The following is a 22,495-nucleotide window of genomic DNA, read 5'->3' as shown; positions in this document are numbered from 1 at the left end:
CGTTCAGAAAAATATAACGCCCCGGAAATGTGAACTTGGCACCATGGTTGCAGGTCTCGACGCCGTTCCAGGCCCTTTCATTGCGAATAATCGCTGGAGGGCGCGGTTCAGACGCGTTGGTGCCCAGGCCCACGCCACTAACAAGGTCGCTCGAGCGGCTGAACAGCGTCCCTGCCAGACGGGGCCGTAATAACAAATGAATGATCTGTCCACGGAGTAAAGTCTCGATGGAACTCAAGTCCCGCAAGCCCCTGTTGCGCTTCGCGCCGGCCAAGGCCGGTTTCGCCCTCGCCGGTCTCCTGCCCCTGATGTGCGCCGTCCAGGCCCAGGCGGTCGAATTCAGCTTCGCCGACGATGAGATCAGCGGTTCCATCGACACCACCGTCTCCTACGGTCAACTGTGGCGTGTCCAGGGCCAGGACAAGACCAACAACGACATCAACACCAACGACGGTAACCGTAACTTCGATACCGGCCTGGTTTCCGAGGTGTACAAGATCACTTCCGACCTGGAAGCGACCTACAAGAACTACGGTCTGTTCATCCGCGGCACCGCTTTCTATGACACCCAGATCATGGACAAGCGCAGCGACTACTACGACAACAACAGCCCGAGTCAACCCAGCCAGAGCTATCCGAAGGACGATCGCTTCACCCACGACACCCGCCACAAGGCGGGGCGTGATGCGCAGATCCTCGACGCCTACCTCTATGGCAACTGGGATATCGCCGACATGCCGGTCACCGGTCGTATCGGCAAGCAGGTGTTCAACTGGGGCGAGGGCATCTTCTACCGTGGTGGCATCAACACCACCAACCCGCTGGACGCTGCCAAGTTCCGCCTGCCAGGTTCTGAGCTGAAGGAGGTTCTGGTTCCGGTCGAGGCGCTGAGCTTCAACGTCGGCTTGACTGACAACCTGTCCATGGAAACCTTCTACCAGTTCAACTGGAAGGAAAGCGCCATCGACCCGAGCGGCACCTTCTTCTCCGAAACCGACCTCTTCGCGGATGGCGGCAACACCGCCTACACCAGCCTGGCTGGTAGTGCACTGACCGCTCCTCAGGCTGCCCTGGGCGGAGCCTCTCTCGTGCAGTTCTATAACGCCGGTGCTGGCGGCCTGTGTGCTGGTCAGGTGGGTGGCCTGTGCGCTGGTGGGAAGAACTTCGTTTATCCAGGTAACCAGATCGTCAAGGTTGCCAATATCGGCACTGACCTGAATGCGAAGAACGACGGCCAGTACGGCGTTGCATTCCGCTATATCGCCGAAGAACTCAATTCGACTGAGTTCGGCTTCTACTACGTGAACTATCACGCGAAAGAGCCGAGCATCTACGCCGACCTGGGCAACTACCAGGGCGTCAACCTGGATACCGTCGCCGGTCTTCTGCCGGGCGGCCTGACCCCGGCCAACATCCAGGCGGCAGGTGGTCTGGCGACGCTCGATACCCTGGCGAACGTCCAGGCTCGTCGTGAATATGCTGAAGACATCCGCATGTTCGGCCTGAGCTTCAACACCACCATCCAGGAAACCTCGGTATTCGGTGAGCTGGCCTACCGCCCGAACATGCCGATCGGCATCGCCACCACCAACGACCTGCTGGGTGACCTGATCGGTCAGGCTGCGAAGCTGGTCAATACCGGTCCGATTTCCAGTGCGCTCGGTGGCCTGAACGGCTCGGCCCAGATCGCTGGCAATACCGTTCGCCTCGGCGACTCGATCCACAACTACGAGCGCGTCGAGGTCTTCAACACCTCCTTGGGCGCCATTCACAACTTCGGACCCAGCCTGAGCTTCGACTCGCTGATCGGCGTGGCCGAACTGGCGTCCGAGCATCTGCGTGGCAGCGACCTGCAATACACCGGTTACAACGGCGTCAATCGCTACTACTCCGGTCGCGGCAACAGCTCCTACGTGTCCGGCGGTGATCGTGGCGATCAGGTCAACAAGGACGCCTACGGCTATACCCTCGTTCTGTCCGGTACCTGGAACGACGTGTATGCCGGTGTGAACCTTGCCCCGTTCGTCGTGTACAAGGACGACTTCCAGGGCAACTCCCACCAGACCGGCAACTTCATCGAAGGTCGCAAGGCCTACACCGTCGGCCTCAAGGCGAGCTACCTGAACAGCCTGGAAGGCGAGATCCAGTACACCGAGTTCTATGGCGCTGGCCAGAACAACTCCAGCCGCGATCGCGACAACATCGGCGTCAACGTCAAGTACTCCTTCTAACTAGAAAGAATGCGGGCACCTGCGGGTGCCCGCCGCTGAACCCTCACGGAGAACCAACATGCTGAAAAAGCTTTCGCTGGTTGGCGCGGCAGTCGCGTTCGCACTGTCCGCCGGTAGCGCACTGGCCGCGGTGTCGGCTCAGGAAGCCGCCAAGCTGGGCACTAGCCTGACCCCCTTCGGTGCCGAGAAGGCCGGCAACGCTGCCGGCACCATTCCGGCCTGGACCGGTGGCATCACCCAGGCTCCGGCCGGTTACAAGGCAGGCCAGCACCATGTCGATCCGTTCCCGGAAGACAAGCCGCTGTTCACCATCACCAAGGCCAACCTGGACCAGTACAAGGCCAACCTGACCCCCGGTCAGATCGCCCTGTTCAACGCCTACCCGACCACCTTCCAGATGCCGATCTACCCGACCCGTCGTTCCGGCTCGGCGCCGCAGTGGGTGTATGACAACACCGTCAAGAACGCCACCACCGCCAAGCTGCTGGATGGCGGCAACGGTTTCGCCGATGCCTACGGCGGCATCCCGTTCCCGATCCCGCAGAACGGTGTCGAGGCGCTGTGGAACCACATCGTTCGCTACCGCGGTTCCTACATCGTGCGCCGCGCCTCCGAAGTGGCCGTGCAGCGTAACGGCGACTACTCCCTGGTCACCTCGCAGCAGGAAGCCCTGTTCAAGTACTACAACCCGAAAGGTTCGTACGCCGACCTGAACAACATCCTGTTCTACTACCTGTCCTTCACCAAGAGCCCGGCACGCCTGGCTGGTGGTGCGGTGCTGGTGCACGAGACCCTGGACCAGGTGAAGGAGCCGCGTCAGGCCTGGGGCTACAACGCCGGCCAGCGCCGCGTTCGCCGTGCGCCTAACCTGGCCTACGACACCCCGATCGCTGCCGCCGACGGCCTGCGTACCGCCGACGACACCGACATGTTCAACGGTGCTCCGGATCGCTACGACTGGAAACTGGTGGGCAAGAAGGAAATCTACATCCCGTACAACAACTACAAGGTCTCCAGCCCTGAAGTTAAGTACAAGGACCTGCTGCAGCCCGGCCACCTGAACCCGGCCGTGACCCGCAACGAACTGCACCGCGTGTGGGTCGTCGAGGGCACGCTGAAGTCCGGCGCCCGCCACATCTACTCCAAGCGCACCCTGTTCCTCGACGAGGACAGCTGGCAAGCTGCCGTAGTCGACCAGTACGACGGTCGTGGCGAGCTGTGGCGCGTATCGATGGCCTACCTGAAGAACTACTACGACCTGCCGACCACCTGGTCCGCGCTGGATGTGTTCCATGACCTTCAGGCCCGTCGCTACCACGTGCAGAACCTGGACAACGAAGAGCCGACCACAATCGACTTCACCCAGGCCATCCCGGACGACGGCTACTTCAAGCCTTCGGCACTGCGTCGCCGCGGTACCCGATAAGGGATTCGCAGCGTGATCGAAAGGCCGCTACCCAGGTAGCGGCCTTTTTGCTATCAGGGCTTCTGATAAGGCCTCAATCACGCGGGTTTGCCTTAACAAAACATAACGTCCAGCCGATTGTCAGGGCTTTCCAAAGCTGGATAGCATAGGCGGCCTGCCAAAAGGCAAGGTCCACCTATAACAATAAGGGGGAAAGGTGTATGAGTGAGCCCGTCCTGCGGCGCACCCAGTCCGGTCATGACGTGCAGTCCCTTGCGCAACCGGCGTTCCGCTTCCACTCGCCGCTGGCCAAAGCGCTCTCGCTGTTCAGTGTGCTCTCCGTCCTGACTCTCGGTGCCGCGCCTCTCGCGCAAGCCGCCGAATCAGCACCCGTGTTCTCCATCGAATCGCCCAAGGCGGCGAGCAGCCTGCTGCTGGATATCGCCCATGCAGGCAAACGCCTGGTCGCCGTCGGTGACCGTGGCCACATCCTTTACTCCGACGACGACGGCAAAAGCTGGACCCAGGCCAAGGTGCCGACCCGGCAGATGCTGACCGCCGTCTACTTCGTCGACGACAAGAAGGGCTGGGCCGTCGGCCACGACGCGCAGATCCTCGCCAGTGAAGACGGTGGCGTCACCTGGACCCAGCAATTCGAAGACCTGGAGCGTGAGGCTCCTCTTCTCGATGTCTGGTTCAAGGACGCCAACACCGGCTTCGCCGTCGGCTCCTACGGCGCCCTGTTGAGCACCGAAGACGGTGGCAAGAACTGGGAAGACGTCAGCGATCGCCTGGACAACGAAGACCAGTACCACATCAACGCCATCACCGCGGTGAAGGACTCCGGTCTGTTCATCGTCGGGGAAATGGGCAGCATGTTCCGCTCGCCCGACTGGGGCCAGACCTGGGAGCGCCTCGAGGGCCCCTACGAGGGTTCCCTGTTCGGTGCCACCGGCACCAATGAGCCGGGCGTGGTCGTCGCCTATGGCCTGCGCGGCCACCTGTTCCGTTCCGCCGACTTCGGCAAGACCTGGGAAACCATCGCACTCAAGAATGCCCGTGGCGGCACCCTGGAGTTCGGTCTTTCCGGCGGCACCCTGCTCGATGACGGCACCCTGCTGGTGGTCGGCCATGGTGGCAGCGTCCTGAAGAGCACCGATGCCGGTCGCACCTTCAGCGTGGTCAACCGTTCCGATCGCCTGTCGCTGGCCAGCGCCACCGCAGATACCAAAGGCAACCTGATCCTGGTGGGACAGGGCGGAGCGCGCGTCGCCTCGCCGACTGGCGCCGAGCTGGGCCAACAATAACAAGCCGGGGGAGTTTCGATGAGTAACCATCACCAGGACAAGGCGACCTTCCTGGAACGCCTGATCTTCAACAACCGGCCGGCCGTGATCGTCATCTGCCTGCTGGTCAGCATCTTCCTCTTCTGGCAGGCCACCCAGGTGCGCCCGTCCACCAGCTTCGAGAAGATGATCCCGCTGCACCACCCCTTCATCCAGAAGATGATGGAGCACCGCAACGACCTGGCGAACCTGGGCAACACCGTACGTATCTCGGTGGAGGCCAAGGACGGGGACATCTTCAGCAAGGAGTACATGGACACCCTGCGTCAGATCCACGACGAGGTGTTCTACATTCCCGGCGTCGACCGTTCCGGCCTGAAGTCCCTGTGGAGCCCCAGCGTGCGCTGGACCGAGGTCACCGAGGAAGGCTTCGCCGGTGGCGAGGTGATCCCGCAGACCTACGACGGTTCCGACGACAGCCTCGACGAGCTGCGCAACAACGTGCTCAAGTCGGGTCAGATCGGCCGCCTGGTGGCCAACAACTTCAAATCCAGCATCGTCGACGTGCCGCTGCTCGAGTCCTACCCGGACCCGAACGACCAGGGCAAGCTGCTGAAGCTCGACTACCGCCAGTTCTCCCACGAGCTGGAAGCCAAGATCCGCGACAAGTACCAGGCGCAGAACGCCAATGTGCAGGTGCATATCGTCGGCTTCGCCAAGAAGGTCGGTGACCTGATCGACGGCCTGATCATGGTCGTGGCCTTCTTCGGTATCGCCTTCCTCACCACCCTGGTGCTGCTGTACTGGTTCACCTGGTGTATCCGCAGCACCATCGCCGTGCTCTCCACCACCCTGGTGGCGGTGATCTGGCAGCTGGGCCTGATGCATTCGGTAGGCTTCGGTCTCGACCCCTACTCGATGCTGGTGCCATTCCTGATCTTCGCCATCGGCATCTCCCACGGGGTGCAGAAGATCAACGGTATCGCCCTGCAGTCCAGTGATGCGGACAACGCCCTGACGGCCGCGCGGCGTACCTTCCGCCAGCTGTTCCTGCCGGGCATGATCGCCATCCTGGCCGACGCCGTGGGCTTCATCACCCTGCTGATCATCGACATCGGCGTGATCCGCGAGCTGGCCATCGGTGCTTCCATCGGTGTGGCGGTGATCGTGTTCACCAACCTCATCCTGCTGCCGGTCGCCATCTCCTATGTCGGCATCAGCAAGAAGGCCATCGAGCGCAGCAAGAAGGACGCGACCCGTGAACACCCGTTCTGGCGCCTGCTGTCCAACTTCGCCCATCCGGTGGTGGCCCCGATCTCCGTGGTCATCGCCCTGGTCGCCTTCGGTGGCGGCCTCTGGTACGGCCAGAACCTGAAGATCGGCGACCTCGACCAGGGCGCGCCGGAACTGCGTCCGGACTCGCGCTACAACAAGGACAACAACTTCATCATCAGCAACTACTCGACCAGCTCCGACGTGCTCGTGGTGATGGTCAAGACGGCTCCGGAAGGCTGCTCCACGCACGAAGCGCTGGCGCCGATCGACGAGCTGATGTGGACGATGGAGAACACCCAGGGCGTGCAATCCGCCATTTCGATGGTCACCGTTTCCAAGCAGGTGATCAAAGGGATGAACGAAGGCAACCTGAAGTGGGAAACCCTGTCGCGCAACCAGGACGTGCTGAACAACTCCATCAGCCGTGCCGATGGCCTGTACAACACCGACTGCTCCCTGGCGCCGGTGCTGGTGTTCCTCAACGACCACAAGGCCGAGACCCTGCAACGCGCGGTCAAGGCGGTGGAAGGCTTCGCCAAGGACCACAACAAGGAAGGGCTGGAATTCATGCTCGCCGCCGGTAACGCCGGCATCGAAGCGGCCACCAACGAGGTGATCGCCCAGTCCGAGCTGACCATCCTGATCCTGGTGTACATCTGCGTGGCGGTGATGTGCCTGATCACCTTCCGCTCCGTCGCCGCGACCATCTGCATCGTGTTGCCGCTGATCCTCACCTCGGTGCTGGGTAACGCGTTGATGGCCTTCCTCGGCATCGGCGTGAAGGTGGCGACCCTGCCGGTGGTGGCGCTGGGCGTGGGGATCGGTGTCGACTACGGCATCTACATCTACAGCCGCCTGGAAAGCTTCCTGCGTGCCGGCCTGCCGTTGCAGGAGGCCTACTACCAGACGCTGAAGTCCACCGGCAAGGCCGTGCTCTTCACCGGCCTGTGCCTGGCCATCGGCGTGGCGACCTGGATGTTCTCGGCGATCAAGTTCCAGGCCGACATGGGTCTGATGCTGACCTTCATGTTCATCGTCAACATGTTCGGTGCGCTCTGGCTGCTGCCTGCCCTGGCACGCTTCCTGATCCGCCCCGAGAAGCTGGCGGGCAAGACCGGCGGTTCGCTGCTGGCCCACTAAGCCTCAAGGCAATCAAAGAACCGCGGCCCAGGCCGCGGTTTTTTATGGGCGGTCAACTACCGAAAACCACACGCACAACCCTGTAGGGGCAAGCCTATAGGGGCGACTTCAGTCGCCCAGCAACCCAAAGGGTTGCCGCTCCATTGGGGGCGGGTGAAATCCGAAAGGGGTCGTCCCAACACGCGGGTTCCACCCGCCCTACAGCGAGCACAACCTCACCCGTAGCCCGGGCTTCAGACCGGGAGCACCGCCCACACCTTCCCCGCGCTGAAGCACGGCCTACGAGGTCTAGGTAGGTCGGGTGCAACCCGACAGGGTTCGGCACGAGGCTCCGGCGGCCTACAGCGAGCACATCCTCACCCTGTAGCCCGGGCTTCAGTCCGGGAGTGCCAGCCACGCCTTTCCCGCGCTGAAGCACGGGCTACGAAGTGGCACTTCGGGTTTGGGTTGGGTGCGGATCAGCGCGGGTAGAGCGGCGGCAATCCGCTTTCGCCAGCGGCCTGTTGCTGCACCTGCGGCGTGGGCAGGGCGCGGATGGCTTTCCACAGCTCCTCACCCTGCCAGTGCTGGCCGCTTTCGCTGTAGAGGGCGCCGTTGAGCCCGTCCATGGCATCGGACAGCGGCACGAAGCGGGCGGCCATGTCGGCCAGGGTTTCCGGCTGCTGCCGCGCCCAGGCGTCCAGGGCCTGGCGCGTGGCGTGGGGATCGTTGGCCTGGCAGGCGCGCTTGAGGTCGTCCAGCAGGGTGCGCGGGCTCGGGCCGGTCTGCGCGGTGGGCAGGATCGCCGGCTGGCGGCGGGCGTGCCACCAGAGGCCGAAGCCCAGCAGGGTGGTCAGCGCCAGCAGCAGGGTGGCAAGCTTCCACGGCCAGAGTGGCGGGCCTTCCACGGCATGCGGGTTGCCATTGCTGCTTTCCACGGGCGCTTCCGGTTCCAGCGTGGGGTTGGCGGCGACTTCCAGGGTACGGCCCGGCAGTTGGCTGCGCTCCAGGTGATCCTCGCGGGTGTTCCACCACACCACTTCCACCGGTGGCAGCTCGATGCGGCCGGAGGCGGTCGGCACCAGCGCCTCGCGCTCTTCGCGGCTGCCGAGCAGGCCGCGCTCGCTGGACTGGTTGGCCATTTGCGGCTGGTCGGGGTAGCGGCGCAGGTTGGTCACGTTGGTGGCGGGCAGGGCGGGCAACTGGGCGCTGGCCAGGCCTTCGACCTTGACCATCAGGCTGCGGGTCAGCGAGTCACCCACCTGGGCTTTGTCCGGCTCCGGGCTCCAGGCCTCGGCCAGGGTCAGGTTGCGTGCTGGCAGCCAGGGCGCGTTGGCCGGGTAGTCGGCGGGCTTGGCTTTCACCACCAGCGGGATCTGCGGCGAGCTGACCCGGGTCAGGCGCCCGGGGCGTGGGCCGAAGGGCTGGTAGTCGTCCTGCCCCGAGCGTTCCACCAGGGTGGCGCTGAACACCTGGGCGGGAATGCTCAACTGGCCGCTCTTCTGCGGGAAGATCGCGTAGCGCAGCTCGATCACGCCGTGGCGCACGCCATTGATTTCTTTCTCGTAGGTGCGTGGCTCGCCCAGTTGCTCGACCCGCGCGTCGGCCATCTGCAGCGGCGTCAGGCTGCTGTCGTCATACAGCGAGACCGAGTGGTAGATGCGCAGGGTGAGGATGGTCTGCGCCTGCACGTAGACGCTTTCCTCGTCCAGGCTGGCATCGATGAAGACCGGGGCCAGCTTGCTGTTGCCGGCAGCGTTGTCGCTTTTCTGGATATGCAGGGTGATCGGCTTGGTCTCGGCCTCGCCCAGGCGCAACGGCGGGATGACCACGAAGCCGTTCTGCTTCGGCTGCAGGGTGACGATCCAGCGCGTGGCGCGATCGTCCTGGCCGTTCAGGGTACTGATGCGGTTGATCTGGCGGGTGCCCAGCACCTCGAACTGCGACTCCAGCGGCTTGAGGTCCGGCTTGCCGAACAGCGTCGGGTCGGAGGACTCCAGGATCAGCTCCACCGTTTCGCCTTCGCTGAGGCGTGCGCGGTCGACGCTGGCGGTAAAGCCCGCCGCGCTGGCGGTGCAGGCCAGCAGGCTGAGGAGGAGGGCGCAGAGAAGGCGCATCATTCTTGGTTTTCCTGGCGGCGTTGCTGTTCGTACCAAAACTTGCGGCGCAGCAGTTCGGCGGGGTCGTCGGGAATCTGCCGCAGCCATTGTTCCAGGGACTGCCGGCGCTCGTCGCCCAGGGGCTCGGCCTGGCCCGGCGCATCGCTGGGCTGTTGCTCACCGGTGGGTTTCTGCCCGGGCTCGGCGGGCTGGCCGTCGGCGCCGGCCTGTTGGCCCGGCTGCTTGTTCTCTTCGGGCGGGGCGGTGGAGGCGCCTTCGGTGGGCTGCTGCTCGTCCTTGTCCTCGCCTTTCTCCGGGTCGCCGCCCTGGGCGGCGGAAGGCTGCTCCTGGGGCTGTTGCGGGTCCTGCTGGCCATCCTGCTGCTGTTGCGATTGCTGCTGCTTCTGCTGTTGCAGCAGCTGTTCCACCAGGGCCTTGTTGTTCAGCGCCGGCTGCAGGTCGGGCTCCCGCTCCAGGGCCGATTCGTAGGCGTCCAGAGCCGCTTCCAGCTGGCCGGCCTTGGCCAGGGCATTGCCGCGGTTGTAGTGGTCGGCAGCGCTGTCACCGCCGGCGAAGCGTTCGGCAGCTTCGGCATGCTTGCCGGCCTGGTAGAGCGCATAGCCCTGCCAGCGCGGGTCCTGGAAGTGCTGCGCGGCCTCCGCCGGTTGCTGGGCTTCCAGCAGGCGCTGGCCTTGCTGGTCGGGGCGCAGCCACAGGTCTTCCATCTCGAAGGCCAGGGCCGGGCGGGGCAGGACGAAGAACAGCGGCAGGCAGAAGATCCAGCCACGGCGTCCGGCGCAGGCGGCGATCAGCAACAGCGGCAGCAGCAGCCAGTGGCCCTGGTCGGCCCAGGCTTCCAGGCGTGTGGTTTCGCGGCTCTCGCGCAGGGTGCGGGCGCCCCCCAGCAGGCCGAGGGTGCGCAGGTCACGTTCGTCGACACGGGCACTGGCGTACTTGCCACCCAGTTGGTTGGCGAAGCGCTTGAGGCTCGCGGCGTCCAGGCGCGGCAGGAGGATGGCGCCCTGGGCGTCCTTGATGAAGCCGCCGTTTTCCTGGGCGATGGGCGCGCCCTCGGCGGTGCCGATGCCGAGGATGCTCAGGCGCTCGCTCTTCGAACCCAGGGCATGGCGGATGCCGTCTCGCTCCGCCTCGCTCAGGCTGCTGGTGATCAGCAGCAGACGACCCTGGCCCTGGGCGCCCTGCTTGAGCAGGGCCAGGGCTTTCTCCACGGCGAGATCGGCGCGCTGGCCGGGCTCCGGCATGATCGATGGCTTGAGCGCCTCCAGCAGGTTGCCGGTGGTCATCAGGTCGTCGGAGAGGGGCACCAGGCTGTGTGCGCTGCCGGCGTAGACGACGATGGCGGTCTGCGCATCGCGGCGGGCATCCAGCAGGTCGCGCAGCTTGCGCTTGGCCTGCTCCAGGCGTGTGGGCGGCAGGTCGGACGCGAGCATCGAAGGTGTCAGTTCAAGGATGACCACCAGCGGGTCGGCGCGCTTCTGCGTGCTTTGCTCCACCCGTTGCCAGCTGGGGCCGATCAGTGCCAGCAGGCCCAGGCTCCAGGCCAGGCCCAGGGCGATCCACGGCAAACGGCTGCTGCGTTCCCGGCCACCGCCCAGCAACCAGGGCTGGAAGGCGATGGGCAGCAGTTGCTGCCAGCGGCCGCTGCGGCGTTCGCGATGCCAGAGCTGCCAGATCAGCCAGGCCAGCAGCGGCAACAGGAGCAGCCAGAAGGGGCGCAGCCAGTGGGGCCAGAGTTCGCTCATGGGCGCCTCCGCAGCCACTGTGGGCGTTGCTGCAGCGCATGGGGCCAGAGCTCACGGCTGATCAGCAGCAGGCTCAGCAGCATGGCGCCGGCCAGCGGCCAGGAATACAGCGCCAGGGCCGGGCGGGCCTGGCTGGGCAGTTGCGAAACGGGCTCGAGCTGGTCCAGGGCGTGTTCGATCTCTTCCAGCTCCTTGCTGGAGCGGGCGCGGAAATAGCGGCCGCCGGTCTGCTCGGCGATGCTGCGCAGGGTGGGTTCGTCCAGATCCAGGCCGGGGTTGAGGCCGAACATGCCGAGCACGCCGCCCTGTTCCGGGTCGGCACCGATGCCGATGGTGTAGATCTTCACCTGCTCCTCGGCGGCGAGGCGCGCGGCGGTGAGCGGTTCGATCTCGCCGCCGGTGTTGGCGCCATCGGTGACCAGTACCAGCACGCGGCTATCGGCGGGGCGCTGGCGCAGGCGCTTCACCGCCAGGCCGATGGCGTCGCCGATGGCGGTGTTCTTGCCGGCGATGCCGATCAGCGCCTCGTCGAGCCAGATGTGCACGGTCTGGCGGTCGAAGGTCAGCGGCGCCTGCAGGTAGGCCTGGCTGCCGAAGAGGATCAGGCCGATGCGGTCGCCGATGCGGCCGTCGATGAATTCGCCCATCAGGTGCTGGACCAGGGTCAGACGGCTGACTTCCTTGCCGTCCAGCTCCATGTCCGCGTAGTCCATGGAGCCGGAGACATCCACCGCCACCAGCAGGTCGCGGCCGCTGGCCGGCAAGGGTTGCGGCTCGCCCACCCATTCCGGGCGCGCGGCGGCGCACAGCAGCAGCAGCCAGAGCAGGGCGAAGGGGGCCTGCTGGCGCCAGGCCGGCAGGTTGGCGCGGGCGCGGCGGCCGGCGAGGGCCTCCAGTTCGCCGAGGAAGCTCACCTTGAGCGCGGCCTCGCCGCTGTCGGCCGGGGGCAGCAGCACGCGCAACAGCCAGGGCAGCGGCGCGAGCAGGAAGATCCACGGCCAGGCGAGTTCAAACATGCTTGCGAATCCAGGTGTCGACCGCCTGGGTCAGGCCTTCGATGGCCTTGTCGTCGAGCTTGCACTCGGGGCGGTAGGCGCCCTCCACCAGCACCATCCAGCGGGTCAGGCCGGCGGCGGGGCAGCGGTTGTCTAGGTAGGCCAGCCAGGCGCGGCCGCTGAGGGTGAGGCTTTGGTCGTTGGGGTAGTGCAGGCGGCACAGGCGCTTGAGCAGGCCGTTGAGCTGCTGCAGCCAGAGGCCAGCAGGCACGCCGTCGTAGGGCTTGCGCAACTGGGCGAGCTCCTTGAGCGCCGCCTCGCGCATGGGCTCCAGGGGTTGTTCGGCGCGCTCGCCGCGTTGCTTGCGGGGCAGGCGGTGGCGCAGGCGCCAGAGGCCCCAGAGCAGCAACGGCAGCAGCGCGGCGAGTACCCACCAGCCCGGCGCGGGCGGCCACCAGGGCACGGCGTCGGGGGCGATCAGGGGCTCCAGCTGGTCGAGCGGGCTCATCGCTTGCCACCCCGGTGGTGCAGGTGGTCACGCAACTGGTCGACCATGCCGGCCTGGGTACTGAGGGGCAGCAGCAGCACCCCCAGGCGTTGGGCCAGGCGCTGCCAGCGCGCCTTGCGGGCATCGCCCAGGTCGCGGTAGGCCTGGCGCAGCTCGGGGTTGTGGGTGTCCAGTTCCAGCTTGGCGCCCAGTTCGGTGAAGCGCAGCAGCCCGGCGGCGGGCAGGGCGTGGTCGAGCGGGTCGGACAGCGGCAGCAGGATCAGGTCGGTGTGCCGCGCGAGCAGGGCGAGCTGCTGCTCCGAGGTGTCGGACAGGGTGCGTTCGTCGCAGAGGATCACCACCAGGCTGCCGGGGCGCAGCACCTCGCGGGCGCGGCGCAGGGCCAGGCTGAAGCCTTCGCGGGGGGCGGTCTGGGCGTTGCCCAGGGCCTGGTTGGTGCGCACCAGGCGGTTGAGCAGTTGCAGCAGGCTCTGCTTGCTGCGCCGGGGCTTGATCTCGTGGTGCTCGTTGTCGCTGAAGACCAGGCCGCCGATGCGGTCGTTGTGGCCCAGGGCGGCCCAGCCGATGAGGCTGGCGGCGTGAGCGGCGAGCACCGACTTGAACATCTGCCCGGAGCCGAAGAACAGCCGCTGGCTCTGCTCGACCATGATGAACACCGGGCGCTCGCGCTCCTCGTGGAACAGCTTGGTGTGGGGCTCCTGGGTGCGTGCGGTGACGCGCCAGTCGATGGTGCGCACGTCATCGCCCGGCTGGTAGACCCGCACCTGGTCGAAGTCGACGCCGCGACCGCGCAGCTTGGAGTGGTGCAGGCCGATCAGCGGGCTGCGTCGCGAAGGCGTGGAGAACAGCTGCACCTCGCGGACGCGATGGCGCATGTCGATCAGCTCGGCGAGGCTGACCTTGATGCCGGTCTGGGCGGCTGGGCTGTCCATGGGTCAGGCGACGGCGACCACGTCGAGGATGCGCTGGATCACCCGGTCCTGGTCGATGCCGGCGGCCTCCGCCTCGAAGGACAGGATCAGGCGGTGGCGCAGGGCGTCGAAGAGCACCGCCTGGATGTCCTCGGGGCTGACGAAGTCGCGGCCGGCCATCCACGCGTGGGCGCGGGCGCAGCGGTCCAGGGCGATGGAGCCGCGCGGGCTGGAGCCGTAGGCCAGCCACTCGGCCAGCTCGCTGTCGAACTTGGCCGGGGTGCGCGTGGCCATCACCAGCTGCACCAGGTACTCCTCCACGGCGTCGGCCATGTACAGGCCGAGGATTTCCTTGCGCGCGGCGAAGATCGCCTGCTGGCTGACCTGGTGCTCGGGGCGGGTTTCGCCGTTGAGGGCGACGCCACGGGCCTGCTGGAGGATCTTGCGTTCCACCGAGGCCTCGGGGAAACCGATCTTCACGTGCATGAGGAAGCGGTCGAGCTGGGCTTCGGGCAGCGGGTAGGTGCCCTCCTGCTCGATGGGGTTCTGCGTCGCCATCACCAGGAACAGCGGCGGCAGTTCATAGGTGGAGCGGCCGATGGAGACCTGGCGCTCGGCCATGGCTTCCAGCAGCGCCGATTGCACCTTGGCCGGTGCGCGGTTGATCTCGTCGGCCAGCACCAGGTTGTGGAAGATCGGCCCCTGCTGGAACACGAAGCTGCCGGTTTCCGGGCGGTAGATCTCGGTGCCGGTGATATCCGCCGGCAGCAGGTCGGGGGTGAACTGGATGCGGTGGAACTCGGCTTCGACCCCTTCGGCCAGGTCCTTGATCGCCTTGGTCTTGGCCAGCCCGGGCGCGCCTTCCACCAGCAGGTGGCCGTCGGCGAGCAGGGCGATGAGCAGGCGGTCGATGAGCTTTTCCTGACCGAGGATCTGGGTGGACAGGTACTGGCGCAGGGCGATCAGTGCTTCGCGGTGTTCCATCGTTGGGCTCGCTCGGAATGGACGGGGGAAAGCCAAAGCCTCCGGGGTGGCGCAGTACTTTAATCCAGTTGGGGGCGCCGGCCTAGGCGACTTCCCCGCGCACTGCGGATTTCGTCACGGGGCGTGCGGGCGGGCACAGGGGCTGACGGAGATTGACCGAATATGTCGCGCCGCGAAAAGCCTGCGTGGCACCGCCCTCGCTAAGCTCTTGCGCAACGGTGACCGCCCGGTCCGACCCATGCCCGGCGCGTCATCCGAAGGTCACACTGCCCAATCAACCTGTGACCCCATCACCGCGCGAGAAGCGTTCTACGCTTACACCCCAACAATACGAGCCAAGCGGAGCACAACCATGGCGTTCTTCACCGCGGCCAGCAAAGCCGACTTCCAGCATCAACTGCAAGCGGCCCTGGCGCAGCACGTCAGCGAGCAGGCATTGCCACAAGTAGCCCTGTTCGCCGAACAATTCTTCGGCATCATCGCCCTCGACGAACTCACCCAGCGCCGGCTCTCCGACCTGGTGGGCTGCACCCTGTCGTCGTGGCGCCTGCTGGAACGCTTCGACCCGGCCAAGCCGCAGGTACGCGCCTTCAACCCCGATTACGAGAAGCACGGCTGGCAATCCACCCACACCGCGGTGGAAGTGCTGCACCCCGACATCCCCTTCCTGGTGGACTCGGTGCGCATGGAGCTGAACCGCCGTGGCTACAACATCCACACGCTGCAGAACAGCGTGCTCAGCGTGCGCCGCAACAAGAAGGGCGAGCTGGTCGAGGTGATGCCCAAGGGTGCCCAGGGCAAGGATGTGCAGCAGGAATCGCTGATGTTCCTGGAGATCGACCGCATCGCCGCGCCGACCGCCCTCAAGGCCCTGGAAAAGGCCATCGAGGACATGCTCGGCGAAGTACGGGTGACCGTCGCCGACTTCCAGCCCATGACCACCAAGGCCCGCGAGCTGCTGGCCTGGCTGGACAAGGCCAAGCTCAAGATCGAGCCGGCCGAGCTGGCCGAGATCAAGGTCTTCATGAACTGGTTGCTGGACAACCACTTCACCTTCCTCGGCTACGAGGAGTTCACAGTGGTGGACGAGGGCGAGGCCGGCGGCCACCTGGTCTATGACGAGAAATCCCTGCTCGGTGTCTCGCGCCTGCGCCGCATCGGCCTCAGCGCCGCCGACCTGCACATCGAGAAGGACGCCGTCGACTACCTGCGCGGCCCGGTGCTGCTGTCCTTCGCCAAGGCCGCCGAGCCGAGCCGCGTGCACCGCCCGGCTTACCCGGACTTCGTCTCCATCCGCGAGCTGGACGCCAAGGGCCGCGTGGTCAAGGAATGCCGCTTCATGGGCCTGTACACCTCGGCCGTATACGGCGAGAGCGTGTCGGAGATCCCGTTCATCCGTGGCAAGGTCGCCGAGATCCAGCGCCGCTCCGGCTTCGACGCCCGCGCCCACCTGGGCAAGGAACTGGCCCAGGTCCTGGAAGTGCTGCCCCGCGACGACCTGTTCCAGACCCCGGTGGACGACCTGTTCTCCACCGCCATGGCCATCGTGCAGATGCAGGAGCGCAACAAGATCCGCCTGTTCCTGCGCCGCGATCCCTATGGCCGCTTCGCCTACGCGCTGGCTTATGTGCCGCGTGACGTCTACTCCACCGAGACGCGCCTGAAGATCCAGCAGATCCTCATGGACCGGCTGCAGGCCAGCGACTGCGAGTTCTGGACCTTCTTCTCCGAATCCGTGCTGGCGCGCGTGCAGTTCATCCTGCGCCTGGACCCGAAGAACAAGGCCGTGGTCGATCCGGTACGCCTGGAAAGAGAAGTGATCCAGGCCTGCCGTTCCTGGAAGGACGACTACGCCAGCCTGGTCAACGAAAGCTTCGGCGAGGCCCAGGGCACCCGCGTGCTGGCCGATTTCCCGAAAGGCTTCCCCGCCGGCTACCGCGAGCGCTTCGCCCCGCACTCGGCCGTGGTCGACATGCAGCACCTGAACAGCCTCTCCGACGAGCGCCAACTGGTGATGAGCTTCTACCAGCCGCTGACCCAGGGTGAGCAACTGCTGCATTGCAAGCTGTACCACGCCGACACGCCGCTGCCGCTGTCCGATGTGCTGCCGATCCTGGAGAACCTGGGCCTGCGCGTGCTCGGCGAGTTCCCCTACCGCCTGCACCGCCAGGATGGCCGCGAGTTCTGGATCCACGACTTCGCCTTCACCAGCGCCTCGGGCCAGGAAGTCGACATCCAGCAGCTCAACGACACCCTGCAGGACGCCTTCATCCACATCGTCAGCGGCGACGCCGAGAACGACGCCTTCAACCGCCTGGTGCTGACCGCCTCCATGCCCTGGCGCGACGTGGCGCTGCTGCGCGCCTATGCCCGCTACCTGAAGCAGATCCGCCTGGGCTTCGACCTGTCCTACATCGCCAGCACCCTGCTGAACCACGTGGACATCGCCAAGGAGCTGGTGCGCCTGTTCAAGACCCGCTTCTACCTGGCCCGCAAGCTCACCGCCGAGGACCTGGAAGACAAGCAGCAGAAGCTCGAGCAGGCCATCCTCGGCGAGCTGGACAACGTCGCCGTGCTCAACGAGGACCGCATCCTGCGGCGCTACCTCGACCTGATCAAGGCGACCCTGCGCACCAACTTCTACCAACCCGACGCGGCCGGCCAGAACAAGGGCTACTTCAGCTTCAAGTTCAGCCCGCGCCTGATCCCGGAAATCCCGCGGCCGGTGCCCAAGTTCGAAATCTTCGTCTACTGCCCGCGCGTCGAGGGCGTGCACCTGCGCTTCGGCGACGTGGCCCGTGGCGGCCTGCGCTGGTCCGACCGCGAGGAAGACTTCCGCACCGAGGTGCTGGGCCTGGTCAAGGCGCAGCAGGTGAAGAACGCGGTGATCGTGCCCATGGGTGCCAAGGGCGGCTTCATCCCCCGTCGCCTGCCGGTGGGTGGCAGCCGTGACGACATCCAGGCCGAGGCCATCGCCTGCTACCGCATCTTCATCAGCGGCCTGCTGGACGTCACCGACAACCTCAAGGAAGGCCAGGTGGTACCGCCGGCCAACGTGGTCCGCCACGACGCCGATGACCCCTACCTGGTGGTGGCGGCCGACAAGGGCACCGCGACCTTCTCCGACATCGCCAACGGCATCGCCCTGGACTACGGCTTCTGGCTGGGCGACGCCTTCGCCTCCGGCGGCTCCGCCGGCTATGACCACAAGGGCATGGGCATCACCGCCAAGGGCGGCTGGGTCTCGGTGCAGCGTCACTTCCGTGAGCGCGGCATCGACGTGCAGAAGGACAACGTCACGGTGATCGGCATCGGCGACATGGCCGGCGACGTGTTCGGCAATGGCCTGCTGCTGTCGGACACGCTGCAACTGGTGGCCGCCTTCAACCACATGCACATCTTCATCGACCCGAACCCGGATGCGGCCAGCAGCTTCATCGAGCGCAAGCGCATGTTCGACCTGCCGCGCTCGTCCTGGGCCGATTACGACGCCAAGCTGATTTCCGCCGGCGGTGGCATCTTCCTGCGGGCGGCGAAAAGCATCGCCATCAGCCCGGAGATGAAGGAACGCTTCGACATCCGCGCCGACAAGCTGACCCCCACCGAGCTGCTCAACGCGCTGCTCAAGGCGCCGGTTGACCTGCTGTGGAACGGCGGCATCGGCACCTATGTGAAGTCCAGCAAGGAGTCCCACGCCGACGTCGGCGACAAGGCCAACGACGCGCTGCGCGTCGACGGCCGCGAACTGCGCGCCAAGGTGGTGGGCGAGGGCGGCAACCTGGGCATGACCCAGCTCGGCCGCGTCGAATACGGCCTCAACGGCGGCGCCAGCAACACCGACTTCATCGACAACGCCGGTGGCGTGGACTGCTCCGACCACGAGGTGAACATCAAGATCCTCCTGGGCGAGATCGTTGCGGCCGGCGACATGACCGGCAAGCAGCGCAACAAGCTACTGGCCGAGATGACTGACGCGGTGGGCAGCCTGGTGCTGGGCAACAACTACAAGCAGACCCAGGCGCTGTCCCTGGCGCAACGTCGTGCCCGTGAGCGCATCGGCGAGTACAAGCGCCTGATCGCCGCCCTGGAGGCCGCCGGCAAGCTCGACCGCGCGCTGGAGTTCCTGCCCAGCGACGAGGAACTCAACGAGCGCACCGCCAACGGCCAGGGCCTGACCCGCCCGGAGCTGTCGGTGCTGATCTCCTACAGCAAGATCGACCTCAAGGAATCGCTGCTCAAATCCCTGGTGCCGGACGACGACTACCTGGCTCGCGAGATGGAAACCGCCTTCCCGCCGCTGCTGGCGAAGAAGTTCGGTGACTCCATGGGCCGCCATCGCCTGAAGCGCGAAATCATCAGCACCCAGATCGCCAACGACCTGGTCAACCACATGGGCATCACCTTCGTGCAGCGCCTGAAGGAGTCCACCGGCATGAGCGCGGCCAACGTCGCCGGTGCCTACGTGGTGGTGCGCGATGTGTTCCGCCTGGCCCACTGGTGGAAGCAGATCGAAGCGCTGGACTACAAGGTCCCCGCCGAGCTGCAGCTGACCCTGATGGATGAGCTGATGCGCCTCGGTCGCCGTGCCACGCGCTGGTTCCTGCGCAGCCGTCGCGAAGACCAGAACGCCGCCCGTGACGTCGGCCACTTCGGCCCGCGCGTGGCCGAGCTGGCCGGTCGCCTGGACGAGCTGCTGGAAGGCCCGGCCCGCGAGCAGTGGCTGGCCCGCTACCAGGCCTATGTCGAAGCCGGCGCACCGGAGGAACTGGCCCGCGTGGTCGCGGGTACCAGCCACCTGTACACGCTGCTGCCGATCATCGAAGCCTCGGACGTCACCGGCAAGGACACCGCCGAAGTGGCCGCCGCCTACTTCGCCGTTGGTGGCGCGCTGGACCTGTCCTGGTACCTGCAGCAGATCACCAGCCTGCCGGTGGAGAACAATTGGCAGGCCCTGGCCCGCGAAGCCTTCCGCGACGACCTCGACGGCCAGCAGCGGGCGATCACCGTCTCGGTGCTGCAGATGAACGACGCCCCGACGGACATGGACGAACGCGTGGCCCTGTGGCTGGAACAGCACCGCCCGCTGGTGGAACGCTGGAAGGTGATGCTCACCGACCTGCGCGCCGCCACCGGTACCGACTACGCCATGTACGCCGTGGCCAACCGCGAGCTGATGGACCTGGCGCAAAGCGGCCAATCCGGGGTGAACATCCCCTGATAGCCGCTATGCTCAAGTAACTTGTGCTCTCAGCCCCGCTTCGGCGGGGCTTTTTTTGCCTGGCGTTTCCCTAGGGATCCCGATCACGACGATTCGCTCGGTCTCCTGGGAAGGGGCGTTTGGCGGCTGCTCCAACTTTCTTCGTCCAGCGCATCACGACCTGGTGCGCACGGACTTTCGTAGGATGGGTCGGGCGGCGTTCCGCGAGCGAAGCGAAACCCATGCTGCGGCGGTGGCAGAAACCCTTGGGAGAGCTTGCTTTAAACCCCCAGCACTTAACGCAGACAGAGCGAATTCATTCGCCAAAAGCGCTGCTGTGCAGGTGGAATTCAGCTCAGGGACGCAAGGTAGCGCACCACATCGGCGGCGCCGGCCAGGCGCAGGCCTTCGCCCAGGGCGGTGGCTTCGGGGTGGTCCTTGGGCAGCAGGAGGAACTCGGGGGCGCCGCTGTTCTTCAGCAGCGACAGGCGCGAGTAGGGGATGCCGCCGTCCAGCAGCAGGCCCATGAAGGCCGGGTCGCTCCAGGCCTGCACCGGCATGGCCAGGACGTGGTAGTGGGTATCCAGCTCGGTGAGGCCGGCCGGGTTGAGGCGGTAGGTGGTGAGTTCGGCCGGCAGGGCCACTTCCAGCTCGCGCCGGCGCGCATAGGCGATGGCGCTGGCGAAGGCTTCCAGGTGATGGGTGCCGCTCCAGAACACCCGCTTGCCATGCCAGCTGGACTGGCACAGGGCGATGCGCTCACCGGCGAGGAAGCGCGGCAGCGGCAGGCTGATGGCCTTGACGAAATCCTTGTAGCTGATGATGCGCACGCTGCGGCAGACGGGCGTGGCGGCGAAGGCTTCGAAGCTGGGGCTGGGCGCTGCCACACAGTCGCTGCCACAGAACCCATCGATCAGGCGCAGGTCGAAATTGGCGAGCTCGCGCGGCTCCACTTCCACCACCCGGACCAACACCGCGTGGGCCTGGGCTTTGTCCTCCTGCACCGGCCCGGAGAGGGCGTTGCGCGGGAGGTCGACCAAGCGTTGCAGGGGCGGCGCGTTCTGCCACCAGATATCGGCCTGCGGGGGGGGCAATTGCTGGAAGGGCAATCGCAGCTGGCTGGCGCTTTCCAGCAGGCGCGGCGCACGTCCTCCCAGGCCAAGGCGCTGCGCGAGGGCAGCCAGGCGTGAGGAAAGAGAGGATGGGGACGACTGCGAACTCATGGCCAGACTAGGACTCCCAGGTCACGAGTGCCAGTGTGGCAGAGGTCGGGCGAGGCTGCACGGCTTTGCCCGCCGATGCGTTGAAACCTGGCGTCGCCAGGGGCTGCGGAACGATACTGGTGTTCATATCAACCAAGAGGATGCCTCCATGCCCAGCCTGGTGCTGGATATTTCCCTGAGTGCCGAGCGCTTTCTTGCGGTCTACCAGGGCCACGCCAACCGAGTGATGTTGCGCAGCCGCGACGGGCGCAAGGTTAGCTTGCCTGCGCATCATTTGCGGCCTTTTCTGACCCATGATGGCATTCATGGTTCATTCGAGCTGGAATTCGACCCCGGCGGGTCGCTGCTGGCGCTACGCCGCCTCGCCTGAGCCGGGGCTGGCGGCTATAATCGCCGGCCCATCCCGCCGATCGATACCCGCCCATGTACACCCTGGCTCGCGAACTGCTGTTCAAACTGTCCCCGGAAACCTCACACGAGCTGTCCATCGACCTGATCGGTGCCGGTGGCCGCCTGGGCCTCAACGGCCTGCTGACCAAGGCGCCGGCCAGTTTGCCGGTGCAGGTGATGGGCCTGGAGTTCCCCAATCCCGTGGGCCTGGCCGCCGGCCTGGACAAGAACGGCGACGCCATCGACGGCTTCGCCCAACTGGGCTTCGGTTTCGTCGAGATCGGCACCGTGACGCCGCGGCCGCAGCCGGGCAACCCCAAGCCGCGCCTGTTCCGCCTGCCCGAGGCCGAGGCGATCATCAACCGCATGGGCTTCAACAACCATGGCGTCGATCACCTGCTGGCACGGGTTCGCGCGGCGAAGTTCAAGGGCGTGCTGGGCATCAATATCGGCAAGAACTTCGACACCCCGGTCGAGCGCGCGGTGGACGACTACCTGATCTGCCTGGACAAGGTCTACGCCGACGCCAGCTACGTGACGGTCAACGTCAGCTCGCCCAACACCCCCGGCCTGCGCAGCCTGCAGTTCGGTGATTCGCTCAAGCAGTTGCTCGAAGCCCTGCGCCAGCGCCAGGAAGACCTCGCCGTGCGCCACGGCCGCCGCGTGCCCCTGGCGATCAAGATCGCCCCGGACATGAGCGACGAGGAAACCGTGCTGGTGGCCGCCGCGCTGGTCGAGTCGGGCATGGATGCAGTGATCGCCACCAACACCACCCTGGGCCGCGAAGGCGTCGAGGGGCTGGAGTACGGTGACGAGGCTGGCGGCCTGTCCGGCGCGCCGGTGCGTGACAAGAGCACTCATATCGTTCGCGTCCTGGCCGGTGAGCTGGCCGGGCGCCTGCCGATCATCGCCGTGGGCGGGATCACCGAAGGCCGTCACGCGGCCGAGAAGATCGCCGCCGGGGCGAGCCTGGTGCAGATTTATTCGGGCTTCATCTACAAGGGCCCGGCACTGATCCGCGAAGCGGTGGATGCCATCGCCGCGCTGCCGAAGGCCTGAATCGCGGGCAATAAAAAAGGGCTCCCTTAGGGAGCCCCTGGGCTTGCGCC

Annotated in this window: 14 protein-coding genes; 7 read left to right on the top strand and 7 right to left on the bottom strand. The window is 65.9% G+C overall.

The genetic code is table 11. The features are described from left to right. Positions 1 to 227: 227 nt before the first annotated feature. The 4 genes from OEJ36_RS21955 to OEJ36_RS21940 all read left to right on the top strand — a co-directional run bounded on the left by OEJ36_RS21955 (position 228) and on the right by OEJ36_RS21940 (position 7,337). On the top strand, positions 228 to 2,231 hold the full coding sequence (locus OEJ36_RS21955) for a DUF1302 domain-containing protein (protein ID WP_263403349.1): 2,004 nt from the start codon (positions 228 to 230) through the stop codon (positions 2,229 to 2,231). Positions 2,232 to 2,289: 58 nt separating this feature from the next. After that, the gene (locus OEJ36_RS21950; RefSeq protein WP_021217386.1) at positions 2,290 to 3,657 is read left to right on the top strand and encodes a DUF1329 domain-containing protein; all 1,368 of its coding nucleotides are present in this window, start codon (positions 2,290 to 2,292) and stop codon (positions 3,655 to 3,657) included. 200 nt (positions 3,658 to 3,857) lie between these two features. After that, on the top strand, positions 3,858 to 4,943 hold the full coding sequence (locus OEJ36_RS21945) for a WD40/YVTN/BNR-like repeat-containing protein (RefSeq protein WP_263403348.1): 1,086 nt from the start codon (positions 3,858 to 3,860) through the stop codon (positions 4,941 to 4,943). A gap of 18 nt (positions 4,944 to 4,961) precedes the next feature. Then, complete coding sequence (locus OEJ36_RS21940; protein ID WP_263403347.1) at positions 4,962 to 7,337, top strand: efflux RND transporter permease subunit; 2,376 nt, start codon at positions 4,962 to 4,964, stop codon at positions 7,335 to 7,337. Between the two features lie 458 nt (positions 7,338 to 7,795). Here OEJ36_RS21940 and OEJ36_RS21935 read toward each other — a convergent pair whose 3' ends face one another. Genes OEJ36_RS21935 through OEJ36_RS21910 form a run of 6 tightly spaced genes read right to left on the bottom strand, consistent with a single transcriptional unit; the run spans position 7,796 to position 14,576 of the window. Continuing rightward, positions 7,796 to 9,436: a BatD family protein gene (locus OEJ36_RS21935; protein ID WP_263403346.1), complete on the bottom strand. Its 1,641-nt coding sequence runs from the start codon at positions 9,434 to 9,436 to the stop codon at positions 7,796 to 7,798. Then, positions 9,433 to 11,178, bottom strand: a complete 1,746-nt coding sequence (locus tag OEJ36_RS21930; protein WP_263403345.1) for a VWA domain-containing protein — start codon at positions 11,176 to 11,178, stop codon at positions 9,433 to 9,435. Before OEJ36_RS21930 ends, OEJ36_RS21935 begins: the two co-directional genes overlap by 4 nt. After that, positions 11,175 to 12,194 carry a vWA domain-containing protein gene (locus OEJ36_RS21925; protein WP_263403344.1) on the bottom strand — a complete coding sequence of 340 codons (1,020 nt, stop codon included), beginning with the start codon at positions 12,192 to 12,194 and terminating at the stop codon, positions 11,175 to 11,177. Before OEJ36_RS21925 ends, OEJ36_RS21930 begins: the two co-directional genes overlap by 4 nt. After that, entirely contained in the window at positions 12,187 to 12,681 is a 495-nt protein-coding gene (locus OEJ36_RS21920; protein WP_263403343.1) for a DUF4381 domain-containing protein, read from the bottom strand. The genes OEJ36_RS21925 and OEJ36_RS21920 overlap by 8 nt, the downstream gene beginning before the upstream one ends. Continuing rightward, entirely contained in the window at positions 12,678 to 13,613 is a 936-nt protein-coding gene (locus OEJ36_RS21915) for a DUF58 domain-containing protein (protein ID WP_263403342.1), read from the bottom strand. Before OEJ36_RS21915 ends, OEJ36_RS21920 begins: the two co-directional genes overlap by 4 nt. A gap of 3 nt (positions 13,614 to 13,616) precedes the next feature. Beyond that, positions 13,617 to 14,576 carry an AAA family ATPase gene (locus tag OEJ36_RS21910; RefSeq protein WP_021217378.1) on the bottom strand — a complete coding sequence of 320 codons (960 nt, stop codon included), beginning with the start codon at positions 14,574 to 14,576 and terminating at the stop codon, positions 13,617 to 13,619. Between the two features lie 352 nt (positions 14,577 to 14,928). Between OEJ36_RS21910 and OEJ36_RS21905 the strand changes: the two genes are divergently transcribed. Beyond that, on the top strand, positions 14,929 to 19,794 hold the full coding sequence (locus tag OEJ36_RS21905) for an NAD-glutamate dehydrogenase (RefSeq protein WP_263403341.1): 4,866 nt from the start codon (positions 14,929 to 14,931) through the stop codon (positions 19,792 to 19,794). A 329-nt stretch (positions 19,795 to 20,123) separates the two neighbouring features. On the opposite strand, the gene OEJ36_RS21900 is transcribed toward OEJ36_RS21905, so the two are convergent. Continuing rightward, positions 20,124 to 20,996 (bottom strand): DUF6685 family protein, encoded by an 873-nt coding sequence (locus OEJ36_RS21900; protein ID WP_263403340.1) that lies wholly within the window; start codon positions 20,994 to 20,996, stop codon positions 20,124 to 20,126. Between the two features lie 148 nt (positions 20,997 to 21,144). On the opposite strand from OEJ36_RS21900, the gene OEJ36_RS21895 reads away from it, so the two are divergent. Further along, complete coding sequence (locus OEJ36_RS21895; RefSeq protein WP_184489197.1) at positions 21,145 to 21,366, top strand: DUF2835 domain-containing protein; 222 nt, start codon at positions 21,145 to 21,147, stop codon at positions 21,364 to 21,366. 53 nt (positions 21,367 to 21,419) lie between these two features. Continuing rightward, positions 21,420 to 22,445: a quinone-dependent dihydroorotate dehydrogenase gene (locus OEJ36_RS21890; RefSeq protein ID WP_263403339.1), complete on the top strand. Its 1,026-nt coding sequence runs from the start codon at positions 21,420 to 21,422 to the stop codon at positions 22,443 to 22,445. The last annotated feature ends 50 nt before the right edge of the window (positions 22,446 to 22,495 follow it).

Source organism: Pseudomonas sp. PDM13, from assembly GCF_025685765.1.
Classification (GTDB): domain Bacteria; phylum Pseudomonadota; class Gammaproteobacteria; order Pseudomonadales; family Pseudomonadaceae; genus Metapseudomonas; species Metapseudomonas solani.
This window is presented reverse-complemented; position numbering and strand designations above follow the sequence as displayed.

Bases quoted from the DNA above. Each gene is read 5' to 3' on its own strand.
- OEJ36_RS21955 (WP_263403349.1), top strand. From the start codon at position 228: ATGGAACTCAAGTCCCGCAAGCCCCTGTTGCGCTTCGCGCCGGCCAAG.
- OEJ36_RS21950 (WP_021217386.1), top strand. From the start codon at position 2,290: ATGCTGAAAAAGCTTTCGCTGGTTGGCGCGGCAGTCGCGTTCGCACTG.
- OEJ36_RS21945 (WP_263403348.1), top strand. From the start codon at position 3,858: ATGAGTGAGCCCGTCCTGCGGCGCACCCAGTCCGGTCATGACGTGCAG.
- OEJ36_RS21940 (WP_263403347.1), top strand. From the start codon at position 4,962: ATGAGTAACCATCACCAGGACAAGGCGACCTTCCTGGAACGCCTGATC.
- OEJ36_RS21935 (WP_263403346.1), bottom strand. From the start codon at position 9,436: ATGATGCGCCTTCTCTGCGCCCTCCTCCTCAGCCTGCTGGCCTGCACC.
- OEJ36_RS21930 (WP_263403345.1), bottom strand. From the start codon at position 11,178: ATGAGCGAACTCTGGCCCCACTGGCTGCGCCCCTTCTGGCTGCTCCTG.
- OEJ36_RS21925 (WP_263403344.1), bottom strand. From the start codon at position 12,194: ATGTTTGAACTCGCCTGGCCGTGGATCTTCCTGCTCGCGCCGCTGCCC.
- OEJ36_RS21920 (WP_263403343.1), bottom strand. From the start codon at position 12,681: ATGAGCCCGCTCGACCAGCTGGAGCCCCTGATCGCCCCCGACGCCGTG.
- OEJ36_RS21915 (WP_263403342.1), bottom strand. From the start codon at position 13,613: ATGGACAGCCCAGCCGCCCAGACCGGCATCAAGGTCAGCCTCGCCGAG.
- OEJ36_RS21910 (WP_021217378.1), bottom strand. From the start codon at position 14,576: ATGGAACACCGCGAAGCACTGATCGCCCTGCGCCAGTACCTGTCCACC.
- OEJ36_RS21905 (WP_263403341.1), top strand. From the start codon at position 14,929: ATGGCGTTCTTCACCGCGGCCAGCAAAGCCGACTTCCAGCATCAACTG.
- OEJ36_RS21900 (WP_263403340.1), bottom strand. From the start codon at position 20,996: ATGAGTTCGCAGTCGTCCCCATCCTCTCTTTCCTCACGCCTGGCTGCC.
- OEJ36_RS21895 (WP_184489197.1), top strand. From the start codon at position 21,145: ATGCCCAGCCTGGTGCTGGATATTTCCCTGAGTGCCGAGCGCTTTCTT.
- OEJ36_RS21890 (WP_263403339.1), top strand. From the start codon at position 21,420: ATGTACACCCTGGCTCGCGAACTGCTGTTCAAACTGTCCCCGGAAACC.